We start from the raw sequence: 19522 nt of genomic DNA, 5'->3' as shown, positions 1-19522 counted from the left end.
GAATCCGCAGGATCAATGGCCAAGACTACACTCGGAAGAAGGGGATACCAGCGGGTCAGCAGATTACGCCACTTGAGGTTTGACCTTGTTCTGATGCAGACGCGATTCTGCTGCATCCAGACTAGGTACTGCAGCAGAAGGTAGTACTTCATCCTGCTCAATCTGTTTATTAATGCCCAGGTTCTGGTTGGCCTGCTGGGTTTTACTTTTCACCACTTCGGCGCGCTGGCCTTTGGCCGGTGCCCATTCCAGAATGGGCAGGGCGCGTGCCACAGCCAACGTAATCCGGTCACGCAGGGCCTCGCTATGGATGGTGTATTCCGGGGTAAAGTCACGATCTGTGGCATAGACACCAATAGGCAAGGTTTGCGCCTGGAAAAAGCTGAATAACGGACGCAGCTGATGCTCCAGTACCAAGGCATGGCGGTCACTACCCCCCGATGCCGCCAGTAATACCGGTACATCTACCAGCGCAGTCTGTTCGACAAAATCAAAGAAATGTTTGAATAGACCGGTAAAGGAGGCGCGATATACCGGTGTACCGACAATTAATGCATCCGCTGCTTCAACGGCAGCCAGATCATCCTGCACGCGCTGTGGTAACTGCTTGCGGTAAATGGCACCGCCCAGCAAAGGGGCAATTTCACTGAATTTAATAAAATGCACCTGAATCGGGGTGGCTTCGCCCAGTTCATCAATAATGGCTTGCACCAAAGCTTCGGTTTTAGACGGATGATTTAAGCCGCCCGATACTGCGACAATATTGAGCGGTTTGGTTGAATTGAAAACAGACATAGGCTTACCTGAATTGTGGTTGATCTCGGAATGTCTGTTATTAATCAATAGTTGAATTACCCTGTAAAATAAGCAAATACAGAAAAGTTATCTGTTTTTCAGATAACTTTAAAATGAGCAATTAATAACCAAATTTAATGAAATAAATAATTGAAATTTATACTTATATGCGACTCAGATAAGCATCTGAATCAGGCTGATAAATGTTATATCAAAATCAGATTTCCTATCTCAGATTTAAGAAAATGTAAGAAAATATGAATAATCGGACAAAAAATCTCGTTTAAGCCAAAAATAGTTCACTCTTGCATATCCTTAACCGCATTTGTATGGGTAGAATAGGAGCCATTGTGCACAAGATCTCTCACGTCACTTATGAATATTTTAATCGTTGATGATCATCCGCTGTTTCGTCATGCTTTAATTCAGGCTGTACGCTATAGCTTACCGCAAGCTCAAATTCATGAAACTGCTGCAGTCAATGAATTCTATGAACGTTTAGAAAAAGGACCTGAACCTGATCTTGTTCTCCTCGATTTAAACTTGCCAGGCGCTTCGGGTTTCTCGGCGCTGGTGCATGTGCGTGCACAATATCCTTCAATTCCGATTATTGTGGTGTCGGCACATGAAGAAGTGTCGATTATCCAGCGTGCCATTGCGCACGGTGCCATGGGCTATATTCCAAAATCTGCCCACCCAAGCCATATTGGCGAAGCGATTCGTCAGGTGCTGGAAGGGGAAATCTGGTTACCGCCAAACCTGCCGGCCAATGTCAATTTTGACCCGCGTGCTGCCGATGAAACTGCACTGGCAGAGCGGATTCAGTCCTTAACGCCGCAGCAGTTCCGTGTGTTGATGATGGTGGCTGAAGGCTTGCTGAATAAACAGATTGCCTATGAACTGGATGTTTCTGAAGCGACCATTAAGGCACACGTGACGGCGATTTTCCGTAAACTGGGCGTACAAAACCGTACCCAGGCGGTATTGGCGATTAATGCGCTGAATATTGAAGAAAAGAAAATCTAAATATTGAAAAATATATAAAAAGGACATCAAATGATGTCCTTTTTGTTTTGCAGATCGGCTAAGGCTTAAGCCAGACAATCCTGTTTCGGTGTGGCATCGGTACAGAACAGCGGATTCAAAGCGCATTGCAATTCATCAATCTGTTCCTGAGTCACATAGTCCTGAGATTTTAAGTAGTCGGCAATACGGTTATCGCGCAGGCTTAAAAATGCCGGATCATAGACGCCTAAATCGACAAATAGCGCGGCAGTTTCCAGACTGTTAAAACGGTCCAAATAGACATCATTGCCATACATCAGGAAGATATGATCTTCATGGGAATGAATATCCACACCTAAACGCTGTGCCAGTTCATGCGGCGGGGTTTTGATAAATAGTAAATCGGACAGTTCATCAAACTGGCTGGTATCGAGTTCGGTTTTATCGGTTTTGACTTTGCCGAGCCAGGCTTTAAATACCAGGACCGCACCACCGCGCAGCAGCATGCTCCAGATCTGGTGACGGGTGGTGGCACCAAGACAGTCACATTCAGTTTCCAGCGAACGCAGCAGTTTCTGTTCCTGTTCAGACAGTTTTTCAAACAGGCCCAGTCCTTGTGGTTTATAGGCTGCCGGACTAAATACATCAAAATGCAGTTCATCAAAGACCTGTAAGGCCAGCGGTACAGCGGTTTGATAAATGGTATTCAGGGCTTCAATATGCGCATGTTCTAATTTGCTGTGCTGAAACAGGGTTTTCCAGTCGATGGCCGGCAACAGGGCATTGGCGCCATACTGACGGTGAAACTGTTGGTTCTGCTCATGACCTTGCTGTACTGCGCTTGAAAGACTCATCAAAAAACTCCTCTAGGCTGGATGATGATCAGCTCCGGACAGGACGTTCAGGGGCTCATCTCCAGACTAAACACTGATCTTTTCTTTTTAATGTCTTTTTTATGCGCGTATTGCTACATATCAGATATACGACTAAAGTCTAATGTGTATTTTTTAATCAAAAAATAATTTTAAAAATCATAAGATTAAAATTTTGTAACCAGGTGTACAGCTGTACACTGAGATTTTTGATAGCCTTTGCCATAGTAAATAATTCAATGGAATTTTCTGCCAATAGCTGTCAGGCAGATAGCGCCTGTTTTGAGCAGTTTTGCCTAGCGGGCTGCAATAAATCGCCATTTTCAGGCCCAAAATACAAAACCTCTTTGTTACCGAAGCCGCAAAGAGGTTTCAAAATATGTCAGCCTAAGCTGAAATTTTCAGACCGGATAACCAGGCTCGCAAGGAGGCCGGTTTCAGCGGTTTTTTCAGCAACACGATATTCAGCTCTTTTAGACGCTGCGGTAATTCCGGATCCGAATCGGCGGTAATTAATGCCACTGGTACATTTTCCTGACGGTTGGCCAGAATAAAGTCCAGACCGACTTTATTGTTATTTAAATGCTGATCGACCAGCCAGACCTGAATATTTTCCTGCTGGATAATCTCCAGGGCCTGTTCCGGTTCGGTGGCTTTAAAGACCTGATAGCCCCATTTGCCCAATAAGGTCGCCATGCCTTCTAAAATGGTTTCATCATTATCCAGACACAGAATTTTATAGGCCTTGGTTTTCAGCGGTACGGCCTGAACCGGTGCAGCCACGGCTTTAGGTGCATCCACCACCGGTACTTCAATCATGAAGCAGGAGCCCTGTCCGAGAGTGGAATAGACATAGACCGGATAATCCAGCAGGCTGGTCATACGCTGCACAATGGCCAGACCGAGGCCCAGACCCTGTTCACCCCACGGCGAGGTATGGCCGCAACGTTCAAATTCCTGGAACAGTTTAATGCGCTGTTCTTCGGCAATGCCGGGACCGGTATCCCAGACCCCGATGCGGATATGCTGCGGACGCTGTGCAGAACGTAATACCCCGACCACGACTTTGCCTTTGGCGGTATAACGCAGTGCATTGCTGACAAAGTTTTGGATAATCCGGCGAATCCATTGCGGATCGGTGTCAATCCAGAACTGGGCATCATGCACGGCAAACTGGATGCCCCGCTGCGCGGCAATGGATTTAAATTGCAGTTCCAGATCACTGAGCAGGTCATGCAGTGGATAAGGCTGACGTTTCGGCTGAATGGTGCCGCCTTCTAAACGGGCAATATCCAGCAGCGCAGACAGCATACTTTCAGCGCCATGCAGGGCACGATCCAGCTGCTGCAAGGTTTTGCGGTCATCATCCGACTGGATGCTTTGCTCTAGCGCGGTACTGAACAGACGGGCTGCGTGCATCGGCTGTAATAGGTCATGACTGGCCGCGGCAATAAAGCGGCTCTTGGACATATTGGCTTTATCGGCCTGTTCGCGCGCCAGCTGCTGTTCGGCCAGGGCATCGGCCAATTGCTGGGTACGATCCTGCACGCGTGCTTCAAGGACCGCTTCATTTTCACGGAAGGCGGTAATATCGGCAAAGGTGGTCACGAAGCCACCGCCTTCAATCGGATTACCGCGCATTTGAATCACGCGGCCATCTTTACGGATACGTTCAAACTCATGCGCACTGCCGACTTTCATCCAGTGAATCCGTTTACGCACGTGTTCTTCCACCGAGCCCGGGCCACATTCGCCGCGCTCGGCGTTATAGCGGATCAGGTCGGCAATTGGACAGCCGACATAGACAATATCTTTTGGATAATCAAACAGTTTCAGATATTGATTGTTCCAGGCCACCAGACACATGTTTTCATCGACCACGCTCACCCCCTGGGTCATGTGGTCGATCATGGTCATGATCAGGTTCTGGTTAAAGCGCTGCCATTGGGAGGCCTGGTCAAGAATATTGGCGACCTGACCTAGCGCCAGACCATTGTTGACCATCGCCGTGGTGAGCAGGGTTCGCGCCGATGCCGCGCCAATGGTGCCGGCCAGGTACTGTTCGGTAAAACGCCACCACATGCCGTTGGCATTGCTGTTTTCATTCAGCACCACATTATTCTGTTCACTGAACTGCCGGAAGGCCTGCATGGTTGGCTCATCGCCGGTAATGCGTTTGGCCAGCGTAATCAGGTCACCGACTTTTAAACGCGCCACATCCTGATGCGAATAGCTGACTTCATTGCTGGTGGTGTGTGATGGCAGCGGCTTGGTTTCATAGTAGAAGAAACTTTCAGCCTGAATCTGTTCAGCCACACTCGGGCGGAATATGCGCGATACCCAGACATACAGCAATAGGTTCAGACCAAGTGACCAGACCACACCATGTGTCAGCGGCGCAAATGATTCAAAACCTAACAGCGCTTCCGGACGTAAGCCATTAATACCAAATGGCCCCACAGTTAAATAATACTGGGTAATCGCCGAGAACTGTTCTGGCAGACTGCGTAAAACCGTTGGCCAGAGCAGGGTATAGGCCCACATGATAAAACCGACAATCAGGCCGGCATAGACGCCCTGTTTACTGCCGCCGCGCCAGTACAGCCCGCCAATCAGGGCAGGGGAGAACTGCGCTACCGCACTAAAGGCCAGTAAACCGAAGACCGAAAGCTGGTCAATATCATTAAAGAAATGGAAGAACAGGAAGCCAAGCAGCATCACCGCCAGAATACAGATGCGGCGGGTGAATTTCAGCACCAGTGGCAACCGTTTGTCATGACGCGAAATCAGGCCCGAGCGCCACAGCGCCGGCATGATCAGGTCATTACTGAGCATGATCGACAGCGCCACTGAAGACACCAGCAACATCCCGGTTGAAGCCGAAAAACCACCCAGGAAGGCCAGTAAGGTCAGCCATTCCTGATTATAGCTGAGCGGTAAGGACAGCACCGCGACATCCGGAATCATCAGATATTGCGGCGCGGCATGTAAGGCCCAGCTGGCAATTGGAATAATCGCGATGGTGGTTAAAATCAGATAAACGGCAAACCAGCGCCGTGCCCCGCGAATATGTTTTTCATCGCGTAATTCGACCACCGCCACGTGGAACTGGCGTGGCAAGCAGATAATCGCCAGTGCGGCCAGCAGGGTTTGCACCCAGAAAGTTTCCGGTACGCCCAACAGCTGCACTTCATGGAAGGTCTGGGCCACATCATTGCTGATCTGTTTCAGGTTATCGGCCGATTCAAAGACAAAGAAACCGGCCACACAGAGCAGGGCAAACAGCTTGACGAAAGATTCAAACGCCACCGCCAGCATTAAACCGCCGTGCTGTTCGGTGTTGGCAATTTGCCGGGTGCCAAACAGCATCGCCAGAATTGCCAGCAGCGCGGTTAAAAACAGTACACCATTGGTGGTACTTTCGACATGGGTGGTCTGATCCAGAATTACGGCAGCACTTAAGGCAATTGCGCGTAACTGCAGGGCCAGATAGGGAATAATTGCAATGACTGCCAGAATGGTCACCAGCGAGGCCAGGGCACCACTTTTGCCATATCGCGCTGCCACGAAGTCGGCAATCGAGGAAATGGCATGATGTTGCCGGACCCGGCCCAAACGGCGCCAGATGTCATAGCCAACCGCCACGAACAAGAGCGGCCCTAAATAGATCGGCAGGAAGATAATGCCTTCACGCACCGCTGCACCAGTGGCCCCGTAAAAGGTCCAGGATGAACAGTAGACGCCCAAGGTCAGACTGAACAGCAGCATACGACCGCGCGTACTGAGGCGGCTCGCATGTTTTTCACCAAAAAATGCACAAATAAAAAGTAATGCAATATAAAGGGCTAACACCCCGATAATCAGCCAGCTGTTCATAATACCCGCGGTGTATTTATCTCGCGTTATAATACTCTATTCGTGAACGCATCAGTTTGAATTGCTCAAAATTTAACGACCAAAGTCTAAATTACAAGCACCCTACAAACTTGTTAGTTTTCATCATGAATATAATTCGAATTAAAAATTACGCCTAAGGCTGGGCGTTTCAAGGAGTAAAACTATGGATGAGGCTCAAGTAGATCGAATTCTACACAATCCAAAATTCAAAGAAATGGTTGCAAAAAAGCGTAATCTTAGCTGGACGCTTACCGCAATCATGTTAATCGTTTATGTCGGCTTCATGTTGTTAGTTGGCTATAACAAAGAGTTTCTATTATCTTCCATTTCTGGTGGCGTGACGACCTGGGGTATTCCACTGGGTCTGGGCATCATCGTGTTATCTTTCATTTTGTGTGCAGTGTATTCCTATATTGCGAATAACAAGCTGGATCAACTGAATGAAGAAGCAATGCGTGAAGTAGAAGCAATTGCACAACAAAAAGGACAAGACTAAGATGAAATGGACTTCATTGAAGGCGCAAGCTGCTGCAGCTTCTGCGTTGATGATGTCAGGTATGGCTTTTGCCGCACCTGATCTGGGCGCAGCAGAACAACAAGCCACCAACTGGCCTGCAATTATCATGTTCCTGATCTTTGTGGGTGCGACCCTGTTCATTACCAAATGGGCGGCGAAACAAACCACCAATACCAAAGACTTCTATACTGCCGGTGGTGGTATTTCAGGTTTCCAAAACGGTCTGGCCATTGCCGGTGACTATATGTCGGCTGCGTCTTTCCTGGGTATTTCCGCCATGGTGTTTATGTCAGGCTTCGACGGCTTGCTGTATTCACTGGGCTTCATGGTGGGCTGGCCAATCGTATTGTTCCTGATTGCAGAACGTTTACGTAACCTGGGTAAATACAACCTGTCTGACGTAGTTTCCTTCCGTTTATCAGAAAAACCGGTACGTACCCTGGCGGCATTCAGCTCGCTAGTCGTCGTCGCGTTCTATCTGATTGCACAGATGGTGGGTGCAGGTCAGCTGATCAAACTGCTGTTCGGTCTGAACTATAACATCGCAGTTGTGCTGGTTGGATTATTGATGATGGCTTACGTTATGTTCGGCGGCATGCTGGCAACGACCTGGGTACAGATCATTAAAGCGGTACTGTTACTGTCTGGTGCAACGTTCATGGCCTTCATGGTAATGAAAGGCGTGGGCTTCAGCTTCACCAATATGTTTGAACAATCAATTCAGGTGTTCTCGAAGGTACATGACCTGAGCCTGGCTGATGCAGCCAATATCATGGGTCCAGGTAGCCTGGCATCTAACCCGATTGATGCGATCTCACTGGGTCTGGCATTAATGTTCGGTACTGCAGGTCTGCCACACATCCTGATGCGTTTCTTCACGGTAAAAGATGCCAAAGAAGCACGTAAATCTGTTGTGGTTGCAACCGGCTTTATTGGTTACTTCTACCTGTTAACCTTCATCATTGGTTTCGGTGCGATCCTGTATGTGGCCAACAACCCGCAATTCCTGGATGTCGCGAAAATGGCAGTCACTGGCAAACTTGAGCTGGTGGGTGGTAACAACATGGCAGCGGTACACCTGTCTGATGCAGTCGGTGGCGACCTGTTCATGGGCTTCATTTCAGCGGTTGCATTCGCCACAATTCTTGCGGTGGTTGCCGGTCTGACCCTGTCAGGTGCTTCAGCAATCTCTCACGACTTGTATGCCAACGTATTCAAGAAAGGTCAAACTACACCTGAATCTGAACTGCGCATGTCTAAAATCGCAACTTTAGGTTTAGCGATCTTCGCGATGATTCTGGGTATTCTGTTCGAGAAACAAAACGTTGCCTTCATGGTGGGTCTGGCATTCTCGGTAGCGGCATGTGCGAACTTCCCGGTACTGGTTCTGTCGATGTTCTGGAAAGGTTTAACTACACGTGGTGCAGTGATTGGTGGTGTTGCTGGTCTGGTGTCTGCTGTCGTGCTGATCGTATTGTCGAAAGCAGTTTGGGTCGATACGCTGGCAATTTCTGATACACCAGTGGTGCCATTTAACGGTCCTGCAATCTTCGCAATGCCATTGTCATTCTTCTGCTGCTGGTTGTTCTCGATTACCGATAACTCTGCACAAGCACAAGCGGAACGTAAAGCATTCGATGCACAGTTTGTCCGCTCACAAACCGGTATTGGTATCTCAGGTGCATCTGATCACTAAGATGAGCAGATATGCCTAAAAAAAGCCCCGCAAGGGGCTTTTTTATGGCTGCGGTTTTTGCTTGCTGGCCCAGTAGGCCTGTAGTTTGCGATATAGCGCTGATTCTTTTTCAAACCAGGTGGCTTTGGCATTCAGTAACAGCTTGGCGACCAGGTAGGCACCCGTGACCTGACCGACCACCGGTAGACCCAACAGCAGACCAATAAAGGCAATTTTACTGACCTTGATGCCAGATACTTTGGCCGCCATCCATTTAAATTCTGACCAGCTGATTTCCTGCTGCTGATAGCGCCGGAACAGTTCATAAATCGCCAGTGAAACACTGGCCACGGAGATGGCCGGAAAGTAGTCCCAGAAATGTTCATCATTCGGGTCTTTGGCGGTGACAATCACATCAATCGCATCTTCCACGCTCTGGGTCAGCTCTTTGGTGCTGAGACCAGAACTTTCCAGACCCAACTGTGCCGCGATTTCTTCAGTGGCAAGCAACATTTCTTCAGGAGGGGCAGCAATCCAGTCTTTGCCGGTGCCAGTACCTTCGATGGCTTTTAGTTGCAGTTGCCAGCTTTCGCCGCTGTGCTGATCGGCCAGAAGCACATCAAAATCGGTATGGTCGTGCTGGTCCAGATACGCGGCATACAGACTGTCGCCATCTTCATGGTCCAGCCGTACAAACTCCATATCATGCAACATGCCTTTAACCGTCGATACCAGCCCGATCAGCTCCTTGACCCAGTCCAGCGCTTCATTGTCGGTCAGTTTAATGCCGTGAATGGCAGCAATCCGGCTGGCAAAGTAGCCTTGTAAGGGTGTCAGAATCAGAATATCGGCAAAAGGCAGGGGCTGAATGGCGACACCGGCACAGGTGGCACAGGCCAGATGGGTGATTTTGGCAATTTTTTTATCCTGAGAAAGGTCATCCCGGAATTCAATCTGGGTGATTTCTTGACGTACTTTTTCTGTAATTTTCATACAAAGGAGTGATCTGTCTGCGCTTTTAAGCATGCTATGGTAATCAGAACAAAAAAGAAAGTGATGTCCGCATTACACCAAGATACCCAGGATGTGCCCATGCAAGCATTCATTGATTTATGGAAAGGATTCCGGCTGTTGCCTTCGGCCTGGCTGCTGTTAATGCAGTTTTTTATTCTCGTGTTGTCGCTGCTCAGTCATCATACCACCTATCGCGTGCTGATCTGGATGCTGGGTGTGGTGGTATTGCTGTTAATTGCCAAAGTCATTCGCCAGACCCCGATGTTTACTTTTTTAGGGCTGAGCTTTGTTACGGGCGCCTTGTTCTTTTCTCTGCTGATTGTGCTGGGGGTTAACAACCCGACCGTGCTGGTGATTAGTCATGCCTTTGAAGCCGCGGCCTATTTAAGTGCGGCCTATGGTTTGCTGCGTTATATGTTTGAAGACCGTTATCTAACCCGCGATGAACTGTTTGCCGCCGGCGCGGTATTCACCTTAATTGCCTGGGCGTTTGCCTTTGTTTATAACATTTGCCAGATTCTGGATCCTTCCAGTTTTTATCATCCGACCCAGCCGGATTTGCAAAGCTGGCTGGATCTGCTGTTTCTGAGTTTCAGTCTGCAGTCTGCCACTGGCCTGTCTGACCTGATGCCGATTGGTCCGGCAGTACGGGTGATTGCCATGCTGCAAATGTTTTGCGGGGTGATGTATCTGGCCTTAATTGTTTCCCGGCTGATTGCCTTGCAATACATTCGTCATTTGCCCAGAAACAAAGATTAATCATCGGCTTGGGCTATTTTGTTACAGCAGTTCAATAGTGTTTCTGCTGCAAGAGGACTAAGCTGTGCGCGAGTTTAAGCTCACGACACTCATCTTTTGTTCACCTTTGCGGTGAATGCTGCCCGGACCTGAAGCGTCTGTCTATCATCTTTAAAAATAAAATGGGGGAGTTATGCCTTCCGAAAAATTGCCCTGGTGGGGCAATATCAATCCGAATGTATTTATCAGTACGGTCGCGGTTATTGCGATTTTTCTGGCGGTGGTGCTGCTGGCGCCCAATAGTTTTGAACTGCTGACCCAGCGCATGAACCAGTGGATTACCGATTCTTTTAGCTGGTTCTATGTGCTGTCGGTGGCGGTGTTTCTGATTCTGCTGATTTATATAGCACTGTCCGATATGGGTAAAATCAAGCTTGGTCCGGACCATAGCCAGCCGGAATATCATCAGGGTTCCTGGTTTGCAATGTTGTTTACCGCCGGCATGGGCATTGGCCTGATGTTCTTTGGCGTGGCTGAACCGGTGATGCACTATGTTTCACCACCGGTCGGTGAGCCGGCCACCATCCAGGCAGCGCAGCAGGCGATGCGCATTTCTTTTTTCCACTGGGGCATTCATGCCTGGGCCATTTATGCGCTGGTCGGGCTGGCACTGGCTTATTTTGCTTACCGGCACAATCTGCCGCTAAAAGTCCGTTCGGCCCTGTATCCGCTGATTGGCTCAAAAATTTACGGCCCGCTCGGAGATGGGATTGATACCTTTGCCACGCTCGGCACTGTCTTCGGGATTGCCACCACTTTAGGTTTTGGTGTGACCCAGATCAATTCCGGCTTAAATTATTTATTCGGGATTGAGCAAAGCGCCAGTACCCAGATGATCCTGATTATTGTGGTCAGCAGCATGGCGTCTTTATCGGTGTTTTTTGGTCTGGACAAAGGTATTAAACGGCTGTCAGAGCTGAATCTGGTGCTGGCGGTGGTGCTGCTGTTATTTGTATTTATAACGGGGCCGAGTATCTATCTGCTGCAAACCACCATTCAGAATATTGGTCAGTATGCCTCGAATCTGTTTCATATGACCTTCAATTTATATGCCTATCAACCGAGTGGCTGGATTGGGGGCTGGACCATCATGTACTGGGCCTGGTGGATCTCCTGGTCGCCATTTGTGGGACTGTTTATTGCCCGGGTATCCAAAGGACGCAGTATCCGTGAATTTATTGTGGGAGTAATGCTGATTCCGACTGGTTTTACCCTGGTCTGGATGGGTTTTATGGGCAATGCCGCGCTGTATAGCATTTTGCATGAAGCGAATCTGCAATTGATGACCGCAGTACAGCAGGACTCCTCGGTGGCCCTGTTTGAGTTTTTAAGTAATCTGCCTTTTGCCTCCATCATGAGTCTGCTGGCGACCCTGCTGGTGATGCTGTTTTTTGTTACTTCGGCAGATTCAGGTGCGCTGGTCACAGATTTTCTCACTGCAAAAACGGAACATTCTCCGGTCTGGCAACGGCTGTTCTGGACCGTATTGATGGCGGTGCTGGCGATTATCCTGCTATTGGCCGGTGGCCTGAGTGCGCTCCAGTCGGCCACCATTATGAGTGCCTTGCCATTTACCCTCATTCTGCTGCTGATGTGCTGGGGCCTGCTCAAAGCCCTACGGCTAGATGTCACCAAAATGAATGCCTTGCAGGAAGCGCGGATTACGCCGCGCGCCATTCATAATCCACGCAGCTGGCAACAGCGTCTGGGGCTGATCATGCATTATCCGCATAGCCAGGCTGAGGTAGAACAGTATATTCAGGTTCAGGTACAGCAGGCTTTTGAGAATATTCAAAAGGAATTCCAGAAGCGGCATCTGACTGTGTCGATTGATTCGCTGGAAGATGGCCTGCGTTTAAAGGTCGATCATCAGCATGAGATTAACTTTATTTATCAGGTGGTGTCCCGTGAAACTGTGCCGCCGAGCTTTATGCCAGAAGTCACGGCCGATGAACCGTTTTATCAGGCCGAGGTATTTTTAAGAGAGGGCGGGCAGAACTACGATGTGATGGACTGGACCCAGGAAGATTTACTGCAGGATATTCTGGATCAATATGAACGGCATTTATATTTCCTGAGTATTGTGCGTAGTCCGGAATAATCATTTCTTTCAAACAAAAAAAGACGCTCATAGAGCGTCTTTTTTACATCAGTTTCTAAATCAGATTAGAAACGGAATTTAGCATTTAAGCCAACAGTTTGAGTATCTACTGCTGCATTTTCAGCGTTAGCATTTACATAGCTTGCGCCAACTGCAACTGCTGGAGTGATGAAGTAGTTTACGTTTGCACCCCAAGCTGAATCAATTAGGAAATCACCGCTAGTTTCAGCATAAGAAGCACCTACGCTAAGAGCAGGCGTTAAGTAAAGATCAGTTTTCAGGTTGTACGCTGTACTTTCACCGTAAACAAGGCCAGTTTCAAAACCGATTGCCATGTTTGTACCATCAATTGCACCCACGTATTTAGTACGTGCAGTAATAGCATCTTGATCTTCATTGATTGTTAATGCTTCACCAACGGCTTTAACTGCACCATTTGCAAGTGTACCGAAGGCATCAACAGCCATTGTGTCAGCAATGCTGGTATAACCTACAGCAACCAGAAAGTTTGGTGCTAGCAATGCACCCACTTCTAATGCATAGCGGTCGCCATTGTCATCAGCAGTAAATTCATTTTTGCCATCGTTGTGCGTGTGGCTATAAGAAGCGCTCGCATAGGCTGGAACGAATTTTGTCGGAATGTAAGCTTCAGCTTTAGCACCGTAAACATGAGATTCTACATCTGAACGACCACCTTCACGTGGCGCATCGTATTGACCATATTGGTAAGCTAAAGAAAAGTTAGATGCTTGGTTTAAAAATGCAGCTTCAGCTAAAGGCCCTTTAGTTGAATCAACATTTTTGAAGTAGTAAGTACCTTGAACTGCACCAGTAAAGTTTTGATCGTTTTCAGTTGTATCTAGGAATTCTGATTGACCTTGAACTTCAAATTGGTACGCTTGAGCACCGGTCATGGCTAATAATAAAGCTGTGGCTAAACCGAGTTTTTTCATGATAGTTACCAGTTTTGTTAAAAATGGATTAAACAATAGGCATTGTATTGTAACAATTTATTAAGTCAATGAAGACAAAGGAGATTATTTAGTTGAGTAATTACTCTAAAATATGTATAGGCGAAAAAGTAGTCAATTGATAAATCTGTTGTCAACCTAAAAAGTGTATAAAGAACAAGCGGCTAAATCTCATTTGCGAAAGAAAAGTATTTGCTGCCTCACTTTTCTTTATAGTTAATATGAATTGATTCAATATAAATTATCTATAAAAGCAATCTAATAAAAATGTGAAAAGCAGCGCATAAAGCTTAAAAAATGAAACTTAAGACCAGGATTATGTAGCTGAAATTGATAACGCTTTACTTTTTTTCTACGTTTTCTGGTTTTTATAGGTCTAAATTCGCTGACTATTAATACTGGTTAAACTAAAAGTAGACTATTTTAATAGGCTTTACAAAAAGTGTGATAAGTATCATAATGGCTAGGTAAAGTTATACCGTTTGGTTAGCTTTATCGAAATTGTGATTTCGGTCATGATTTTTCTTGATGCAGGACTAGAGGTTAGAGGAACTGCACTGAGATTCTCCACAAAGTTTTACTTTTTATATGCCCAGCTTTCCCCAAGGCTGGGTTTTTTTTATGCCTGAATCCTGTAGTCAGGATTAAAAACCGCTTAAGTATAAATTTATTGTGCACTATGTTGGTGCAATATTTCTTGAATTAAAAAGCGCTATTGAATATATGACCATAAAAAAATCCCGGTTTTCAACGAAAACCGGGATTTTTTAGCCAAAATTTGCGGGAAAATTTAAAATTCTGCTGAGGAATATCTAAAGTCGCCCCAATGCGGTGCATTATGCACTTATTTGATGCAGCTGTAAAATGTTTTCTTTAATTTTTTATACAATTTTTAAAACCTTATTTTTATTATATAAATCATTGGCTTATATTTAATTTTTAAGAGAATGCAATCTCGGTTGCCCTTCAAAAAAATAGAAACTTACTCTAATTTCGTCGGTTTTTATTCAACTTAATCAATAAATTTGTTAACCTTGTCACAATTTTTTAGTTATCTTGTTGATTTATTCGACTTATAGTTGAATGAACGCTACCGCTGTCCTGTTATTTTTCCTCAGCAGTGTGGTCATCCGCTTCAGGTCGTTGCTCTGCCTTTGTTGATTCAATACGTTCAGTTCATGCTCATGGTAGTGAGGTTATAAACATGTCCCATCGCTTGCATTCAGAGAATACTAAGCAGCGTCTGTTTATTTCTATGCTCATTATCATCCTGTCGATTCTGTTTATTTCGGTTCCGGTGACGCTGAAGAGTTATCGCTCTTATCAGCAGTCCGATGTGGTGCTGACCGAAATTTCTGTCTTACGTCATGTGGCCGATCTGGCTAACGAGATTTCACGCGAACGTGGTCCGGCCAATAAGGTTATGTCCAGTACTCCAGATGAACTGAGTGCCAACCTGAAAGAGCTGACCCTGTTTCGAGAGCGGGTCGATCTGCAGATTGAACACACCATGCAATTGTTAAATAGCGCCGGTTTTGCTGCACAGGCCAATGCCTTGACCACCGATTTAAAACCGGCTTTGGCAAAAGGACGTGCTGCGGTGGATGCCTATGCAGCACAACCCTATGCCCAGCGCAGTTCAGCACAGCTGGATCAGGCCATTCAGGCCATGTTTCGTGCCTGGGATGAAGTCTATGAGGTGCTGAAGCATGTCATGATGCAGTCGGAAGGCAAAAAGACCATGCTGTCGGAGTCCTATAGTCTGATTCTGGTACTGGCCGATTTACGTGATCAGGCCGGACGTCTGGCCTCGACGATTATGGCGGCCGTGACTTTTAAAGAACCAATTCCTGAACAGAACCTGGCTTATTCCTTACAGAGCCAGCGGCAATCTTATTATTTATGGGATCTGGTCAACTCGATTCAGCCTGAACAGCACAAAACGCCTGAATACCTGGGACTGCATCAACAGGTTAAACAAAAATATCTGGATCAGGGGGTTCCTATTGTCAGCCAGCTGATTGAAGAAAGTCTGCATGCGCGCCCGTATTCGTTAAGTGGGACTGAACTGACCCTGAATATTGTCGATAAATTTACGACGGTGGTGAATCTGCAGAAATATCTGCTGGATTATAGTGTCTGGCTGGCCCAGCAGGAGCGCCATGCTGCCTGGCAGCAGTTTATCCTGACGCTGTCGGTGTCGATTATTTCCTTGCTGGCAGCGCTGTTTACCATGGTCTATGCGCGTTTTAAGGTATTTAAACCTTTAATTGAAGCGCGAGATCTGATTTTAGAGTTATCTGAAGCCCAGCCGCAGACGGCCACAGCTCCAGATTCCTCACCCACCTCTTTATTTGCTGCACTCAAGCAGTTGCAGGCACGCTTGGCTGAACGGGATTTGCTGGAATTCCAGCTACGTAATATGGCGAATACCGATACCCTGACCGGAGTCTCCAATCGTCTGGCGCTAGAAGAATATATTCAATATCTGAATCAGAATCCGGACAAGCTCCATCAAACCGGTTTAATTATTATTGATATTGATGACTTTAAAGAGGTCAATGATCAGTATGGGCATATTGTCGGTGACCGGGTGATTCAGGGAATTGCCGAAGTGTTAAAACACAGTGTGCGTTCATCTGATCTGATTGTGCGTTATGGGGGCGATGAATTCCTGATTCTGATTGAGCAGATTGATCTGGACGGGGCCTTGAGTATTGCCGAGAAATTACGTCAGGAAATTAGCCAGAATGTTCTGACCCTGCCGGGACTGGACACGCCGTTAAATATTTCTGTCAGTGCCGGGGTCGCCGCAGATGCAGGCAGCTGGATGGAACTGTTTGGCCGGGCAGATCACTCCTTATTTAAGGCCAAAGAGAAGGGGCGGAATAGGGTGGAAAGTATGCTCTAAACCGTAAATTAAAATAGAAAAATATTTTAAATATATATCTTGATATTTTTCAGGTGAATCTAATAATAAAGAAAAGGGCTCCTCAGAGCCCTTTCATTTTATTTTAACATCGGTTTCAGGAATTTTCCGGTATGGGAGGCTTTCACTTTCACCACCTCTTCCGGGGTACCTTCGGCAATAATCATCCCGCCGCCGGCACCGCCTTCCGGGCCTAAATCCACAATCCAGTCTGCGGTTTTAATCACATCCAGATTGTGTTCAATCACCACAATGGTATTTCCCTTGTTGCGCAGCTCATGCAGGATGTCCAGTAGTTTGGCAATGTCATGGAAATGCAGACCGGTGGTTGGTTCATCCAGCACGTACAGGGTTTTACCGGTATCCCGTTTTGCCAGTTCGCGTGCCAGTTTGACCCGCTGCGCTTCACCACCAGATAAGGTGGTGGCTGACTGACCCAGACGGATATAACCTAAACCGACTTGATTCAAGGTTTCCAGACGGCGGTGAATCACCGGAATGGCATCAAAGAAATGCATGGCATCTTCGACCGTCATTTCCAGCACATCGGAAATATTTTTGCCTTTGTAATGCACTTCCAGGGTTTCGCGGTTATAGCGTTTGCCATGGCAGGCATCACAGGGGACATACATATCCGGCAGGAAGTGCATGGCGACTTTAATCATGCCATCACCTTCACAGGCCTCGCAGCGTCCGCCTTTGACGTTAAAGGAGAAACGGCCCGCCGCATAACCGCGGCCTTTGGCTTCAGGCGTCTGGGCAAACAGTTCACGAATTGGGGTAAACAGACCGGTATAGGTGGCCGGATTGGAACGCGGGGTGCGGCCAATCGGACTCTGGTCAATATCCACCACTTTATCCAGGAATTGCAGTCCTTCAATGGTGTCAAACTTTTCCGCGCTGAGCGTGGTGGCGCCATTCAGCTGGGTTGCGGCCAATGGCAGCAGGGTACGGTTAATCAGGGTCGATTTACCCGAACCGGATACCCCGGTAACGCAGGTCATCACACCTAAAGGCAGGGTCAGATCGACATTTTTCAGGTTATGGCCGCAGGCGCCCATCAGCTTGATCTGCTCATCTGGTTTCGGTGGCTGGGTGCGCTGTTTCGGCACTTCAATCTTGAGCTTGCCCGACAGGTATTGACCGGTCAGAGAGTTGGCATTGGCCGCCAGTTCCTGATAGGTCCCTTCGGCAATCACATTCCCGCCATGTACGCCGGCGCCTGGCCCGATATCAATAATATGGTCTGCGGCGCGAATCGCATCTTCATCATGTTCGACCACCAGTACAGTGTTGCCCAGATCACGCAGGCGAATCAGGGTTTCCAGCAGGCGGTCATTATCACGCTGATGCAGACCAATAGACGGTTCATCCAGCACATACATTACGCCCATTAAACCGGCACCAATCTGCGACGCCAGACGGATGCGTTGGGCCTCACCACCCGAGAGCGTTTCGGCAGAGCGTGACAGACTCAAATAGTTCAGGCCGACTGAGACCAGAAAGTGCAGACGTTCACGGATTTCCTTAAAAATCTTGTCGGCAATTTCGCCTTTGGCACCTTCCAGATTTAGGTTCTGATAGTAATGCTCGGCGTCACCAATCGACATTTTGGTAATCTGGCTGATGGTTTTGTCTTTGACTCGCACATGACGCGAAATTTCATTCAGACGTGAACCATCACAGGCATCACAGGCGGCATTGGAGAGATACTGCGCCAGGTCATCGCGGACATAATTACTTTCCGTTTCACGATAGCGGCGTTCCAGATGTGGCAAAATTCCTTCAAACGGCTGTACCCGGTTGTGACGACGACCACGTTCATCGACATAGCTCAGGTCAATTTTTTCCCGGCCACTGCCGTAGAGGAATTTTTTCTGGGTGTCTTTGTCCAGTTCATTCCAGGGCGTATCCAGGGAAAAATCATAATGATCGGCAACTTTTTGCAGCATGCCATAATAATAAGGACGCTGACGGTCCCAGCCACGAATTGCACCCTGGCTTAAAGAAAGTTCCGGATTGGGAATGAGTTTGTCGGCACTAAAATGGCTGCGTGTGCCCAGACCATCACAGACCGGACAGGCACCAAACGGGTTGTTAAACGAGAATAGGCGCGGTTCCAGTTCGGCCACGGCACGGTCACATTCCGGGCAGGAGTGTTTGGCCGAGAATACCCGGTCCGGATGTTCGCCTTTCATCCACGATAAAATCGCAATATCTCCACCTAAACGTAAAGCGGTTTCAAAACTTTCGGCAATACGGTTGCCCAAATCATCCCGGACTTTAAAACGGTCGACCACCACTTCAATGCTGTGTTTTTTCTTTTTGTCCAGTTCTGGTGGCGGATCAATCTCCATAATTTCGCCATCTACCCGGGCACGGACAAAACCCTGGCTTTGCAGCTGTTCAAACAGATGGGTATATTCGCCTTTACGTTCACGTACCACCGGTGCCAATAGCAATAGGGCGGTACCTTCTTCCAGACCTTTAACCACATCGACCATTTCAGACACGGTCTGCGCCACCATCGGCAAGTCATGTTCCGGACAGTAGGGCGTACCCACGCGTGCATAGAGCAGACGTAAATAGTCATAAATTTCGGTAATGGTGCCGACGGTAGAACGCGGGTTGTGACTGGTCGATTTCTGCTCAATGGCAATGGCCGGGCTTAAGCCTTCAATCGAGTCGACTTCCGGTTTTTCCATTTGTGACAGGAATTGGCGCGCATAGGCCGAGAGCGATTCGACATAACGGCGCTGACCTTCGGCATATAGGGTATCGAAAGCCAGGGAAGATTTACCTGAACCGGAAAGTCCCGTAATCACCACAAACTTGTCGCGTGGAATATCAAGGTTCACATTCTTCAGGTTATGGGTACGTGCGCCTCGAATACGGATATGACTTTGGCTCATGCAATGATCCTAGAAAATTCATTTAAAACCTCTATA

The 19522-nt window shown here is 47.6% G+C and carries 12 protein-coding genes; 6 read left to right on the top strand and 6 right to left on the bottom strand.

The window, feature by feature from the left end:
• Window positions 1-63 precede the first annotated feature (63 nt).
• Window positions 64-795 carry an FMN reductase gene (gene msuE / locus GA693_RS11345; protein WP_075167298.1) on the bottom strand — a complete coding sequence of 244 codons (732 nt, stop codon included), beginning with the start codon at window positions 793-795 and terminating at the stop codon, window positions 64-66.
• Window positions 796-1170: 375 nt separating this feature from the next.
• On the opposite strand from msuE, the gene GA693_RS11340 reads away from it, so the two are divergent.
• Window positions 1171-1821, top strand: coding sequence for a response regulator (locus GA693_RS11340; protein ID WP_005180757.1), 651 nt, complete (start codon window positions 1171-1173; stop codon window positions 1819-1821).
• Window positions 1822-1886: 65 nt separating this feature from the next.
• Here the strand turns inward: GA693_RS11340 and GA693_RS11335 are convergent, their stop codons facing one another.
• On the bottom strand, window positions 1887-2654 hold the full coding sequence (locus tag GA693_RS11335) for a hypothetical protein (RefSeq protein WP_160240867.1): 768 nt from the start codon (window positions 2652-2654) through the stop codon (window positions 1887-1889).
• Between the two features lie 405 nt (window positions 2655-3059).
• Window positions 3060-6548, bottom strand: a complete 3489-nt coding sequence (locus GA693_RS11330) for a hybrid sensor histidine kinase/response regulator (protein ID WP_005180746.1) — start codon at window positions 6546-6548, stop codon at window positions 3060-3062.
• A 184-nt stretch (window positions 6549-6732) separates the two neighbouring features.
• Here GA693_RS11330 and GA693_RS11325 point away from each other — a divergent pair, with 184 nt between their 5' ends.
• Both GA693_RS11325 and GA693_RS11320 read left to right on the top strand, forming a co-directional pair.
• Window positions 6733-7065: a DUF485 domain-containing protein gene (locus GA693_RS11325; RefSeq protein WP_005180745.1), complete on the top strand. Its 333-nt coding sequence runs from the start codon at window positions 6733-6735 to the stop codon at window positions 7063-7065.
• Between the two features lies 1 nt (window position 7066).
• Window positions 7067-8782, top strand: a complete 1716-nt coding sequence (locus GA693_RS11320) for a cation acetate symporter (RefSeq protein ID WP_075167300.1) — start codon at window positions 7067-7069, stop codon at window positions 8780-8782.
• 42 nt (window positions 8783-8824) lie between these two features.
• On the opposite strand, the gene GA693_RS11315 is transcribed toward GA693_RS11320, so the two are convergent.
• Complete coding sequence (locus tag GA693_RS11315; RefSeq protein ID WP_160240870.1) at window positions 8825-9754, bottom strand: hypothetical protein; 930 nt, start codon at window positions 9752-9754, stop codon at window positions 8825-8827.
• Between the two features lie 99 nt (window positions 9755-9853).
• Between GA693_RS11315 and GA693_RS11310 the strand changes: the two genes are divergently transcribed.
• Both GA693_RS11310 and GA693_RS11305 read left to right on the top strand, forming a co-directional pair.
• Window positions 9854-10534 (top strand): ion channel, encoded by a 681-nt coding sequence (locus GA693_RS11310; RefSeq protein WP_160240871.1) that lies wholly within the window; start codon window positions 9854-9856, stop codon window positions 10532-10534.
• Window positions 10535-10706: 172 nt separating this feature from the next.
• Window positions 10707-12674, top strand: coding sequence for a BCCT family transporter (locus GA693_RS11305; RefSeq protein WP_160240873.1), 1968 nt, complete (start codon window positions 10707-10709; stop codon window positions 12672-12674).
• A gap of 65 nt (window positions 12675-12739) precedes the next feature.
• Here the strand turns inward: GA693_RS11305 and omp33-36 are convergent, their stop codons facing one another.
• A complete protein-coding gene (omp33-36, locus tag GA693_RS11300; protein WP_016658761.1) occupies window positions 12740-13627 on the bottom strand; it encodes a porin Omp33-36 in 888 nt (295 codons plus the stop codon).
• A gap of 1222 nt (window positions 13628-14849) precedes the next feature.
• Here omp33-36 and GA693_RS11295 point away from each other — a divergent pair.
• The gene (locus GA693_RS11295) at window positions 14850-16556 is read left to right on the top strand and encodes a GGDEF domain-containing protein (protein ID WP_104489298.1); all 1707 of its coding nucleotides are present in this window, start codon (window positions 14850-14852) and stop codon (window positions 16554-16556) included.
• A gap of 98 nt (window positions 16557-16654) precedes the next feature.
• On the opposite strand, the gene uvrA is transcribed toward GA693_RS11295, so the two are convergent.
• Window positions 16655-19486 (bottom strand): excinuclease ABC subunit UvrA, encoded by a 2832-nt coding sequence (gene uvrA / locus GA693_RS11290; RefSeq protein WP_005180735.1) that lies wholly within the window; start codon window positions 19484-19486, stop codon window positions 16655-16657.
• Window positions 19487-19522 lie beyond the last annotated feature (36 nt).

It is taken from the genome of Acinetobacter indicus (assembly GCF_009914475.1).
GTDB lineage: Bacteria > Pseudomonadota > Gammaproteobacteria > Pseudomonadales > Moraxellaceae > Acinetobacter > Acinetobacter indicus.
This window is presented reverse-complemented; position numbering and strand designations above follow the sequence as displayed.

What these genes read in the sequence shown, in the direction of transcription:
- msuE (WP_075167298.1), bottom strand. Translation starts at nt 795, where the DNA reads ATGTCTGTTTTCAATTCAACCAAACCGCTCAATATTGTCGCAGTATCG.
- GA693_RS11340 (WP_005180757.1), top strand. Translation starts at nt 1,171, where the DNA reads ATGAATATTTTAATCGTTGATGATCATCCGCTGTTTCGTCATGCTTTA.
- GA693_RS11335 (WP_160240867.1), bottom strand. Translation starts at nt 2,654, where the DNA reads ATGAGTCTTTCAAGCGCAGTACAGCAAGGTCATGAGCAGAACCAACAG.
- GA693_RS11330 (WP_005180746.1), bottom strand. Translation starts at nt 6,548, where the DNA reads ATGAACAGCTGGCTGATTATCGGGGTGTTAGCCCTTTATATTGCATTA.
- GA693_RS11325 (WP_005180745.1), top strand. Translation starts at nt 6,733, where the DNA reads ATGGATGAGGCTCAAGTAGATCGAATTCTACACAATCCAAAATTCAAA.
- GA693_RS11320 (WP_075167300.1), top strand. Translation starts at nt 7,067, where the DNA reads ATGAAATGGACTTCATTGAAGGCGCAAGCTGCTGCAGCTTCTGCGTTG.
- GA693_RS11315 (WP_160240870.1), bottom strand. Translation starts at nt 9,754, where the DNA reads ATGAAAATTACAGAAAAAGTACGTCAAGAAATCACCCAGATTGAATTC.
- GA693_RS11310 (WP_160240871.1), top strand. Translation starts at nt 9,854, where the DNA reads ATGCAAGCATTCATTGATTTATGGAAAGGATTCCGGCTGTTGCCTTCG.
- GA693_RS11305 (WP_160240873.1), top strand. Translation starts at nt 10,707, where the DNA reads ATGCCTTCCGAAAAATTGCCCTGGTGGGGCAATATCAATCCGAATGTA.
- omp33-36 (WP_016658761.1), bottom strand. Translation starts at nt 13,627, where the DNA reads ATGAAAAAACTCGGTTTAGCCACAGCTTTATTATTAGCCATGACCGGT.
- GA693_RS11295 (WP_104489298.1), top strand. Translation starts at nt 14,850, where the DNA reads ATGTCCCATCGCTTGCATTCAGAGAATACTAAGCAGCGTCTGTTTATT.
- uvrA (WP_005180735.1), bottom strand. Translation starts at nt 19,486, where the DNA reads ATGAGCCAAAGTCATATCCGTATTCGAGGCGCACGTACCCATAACCTG.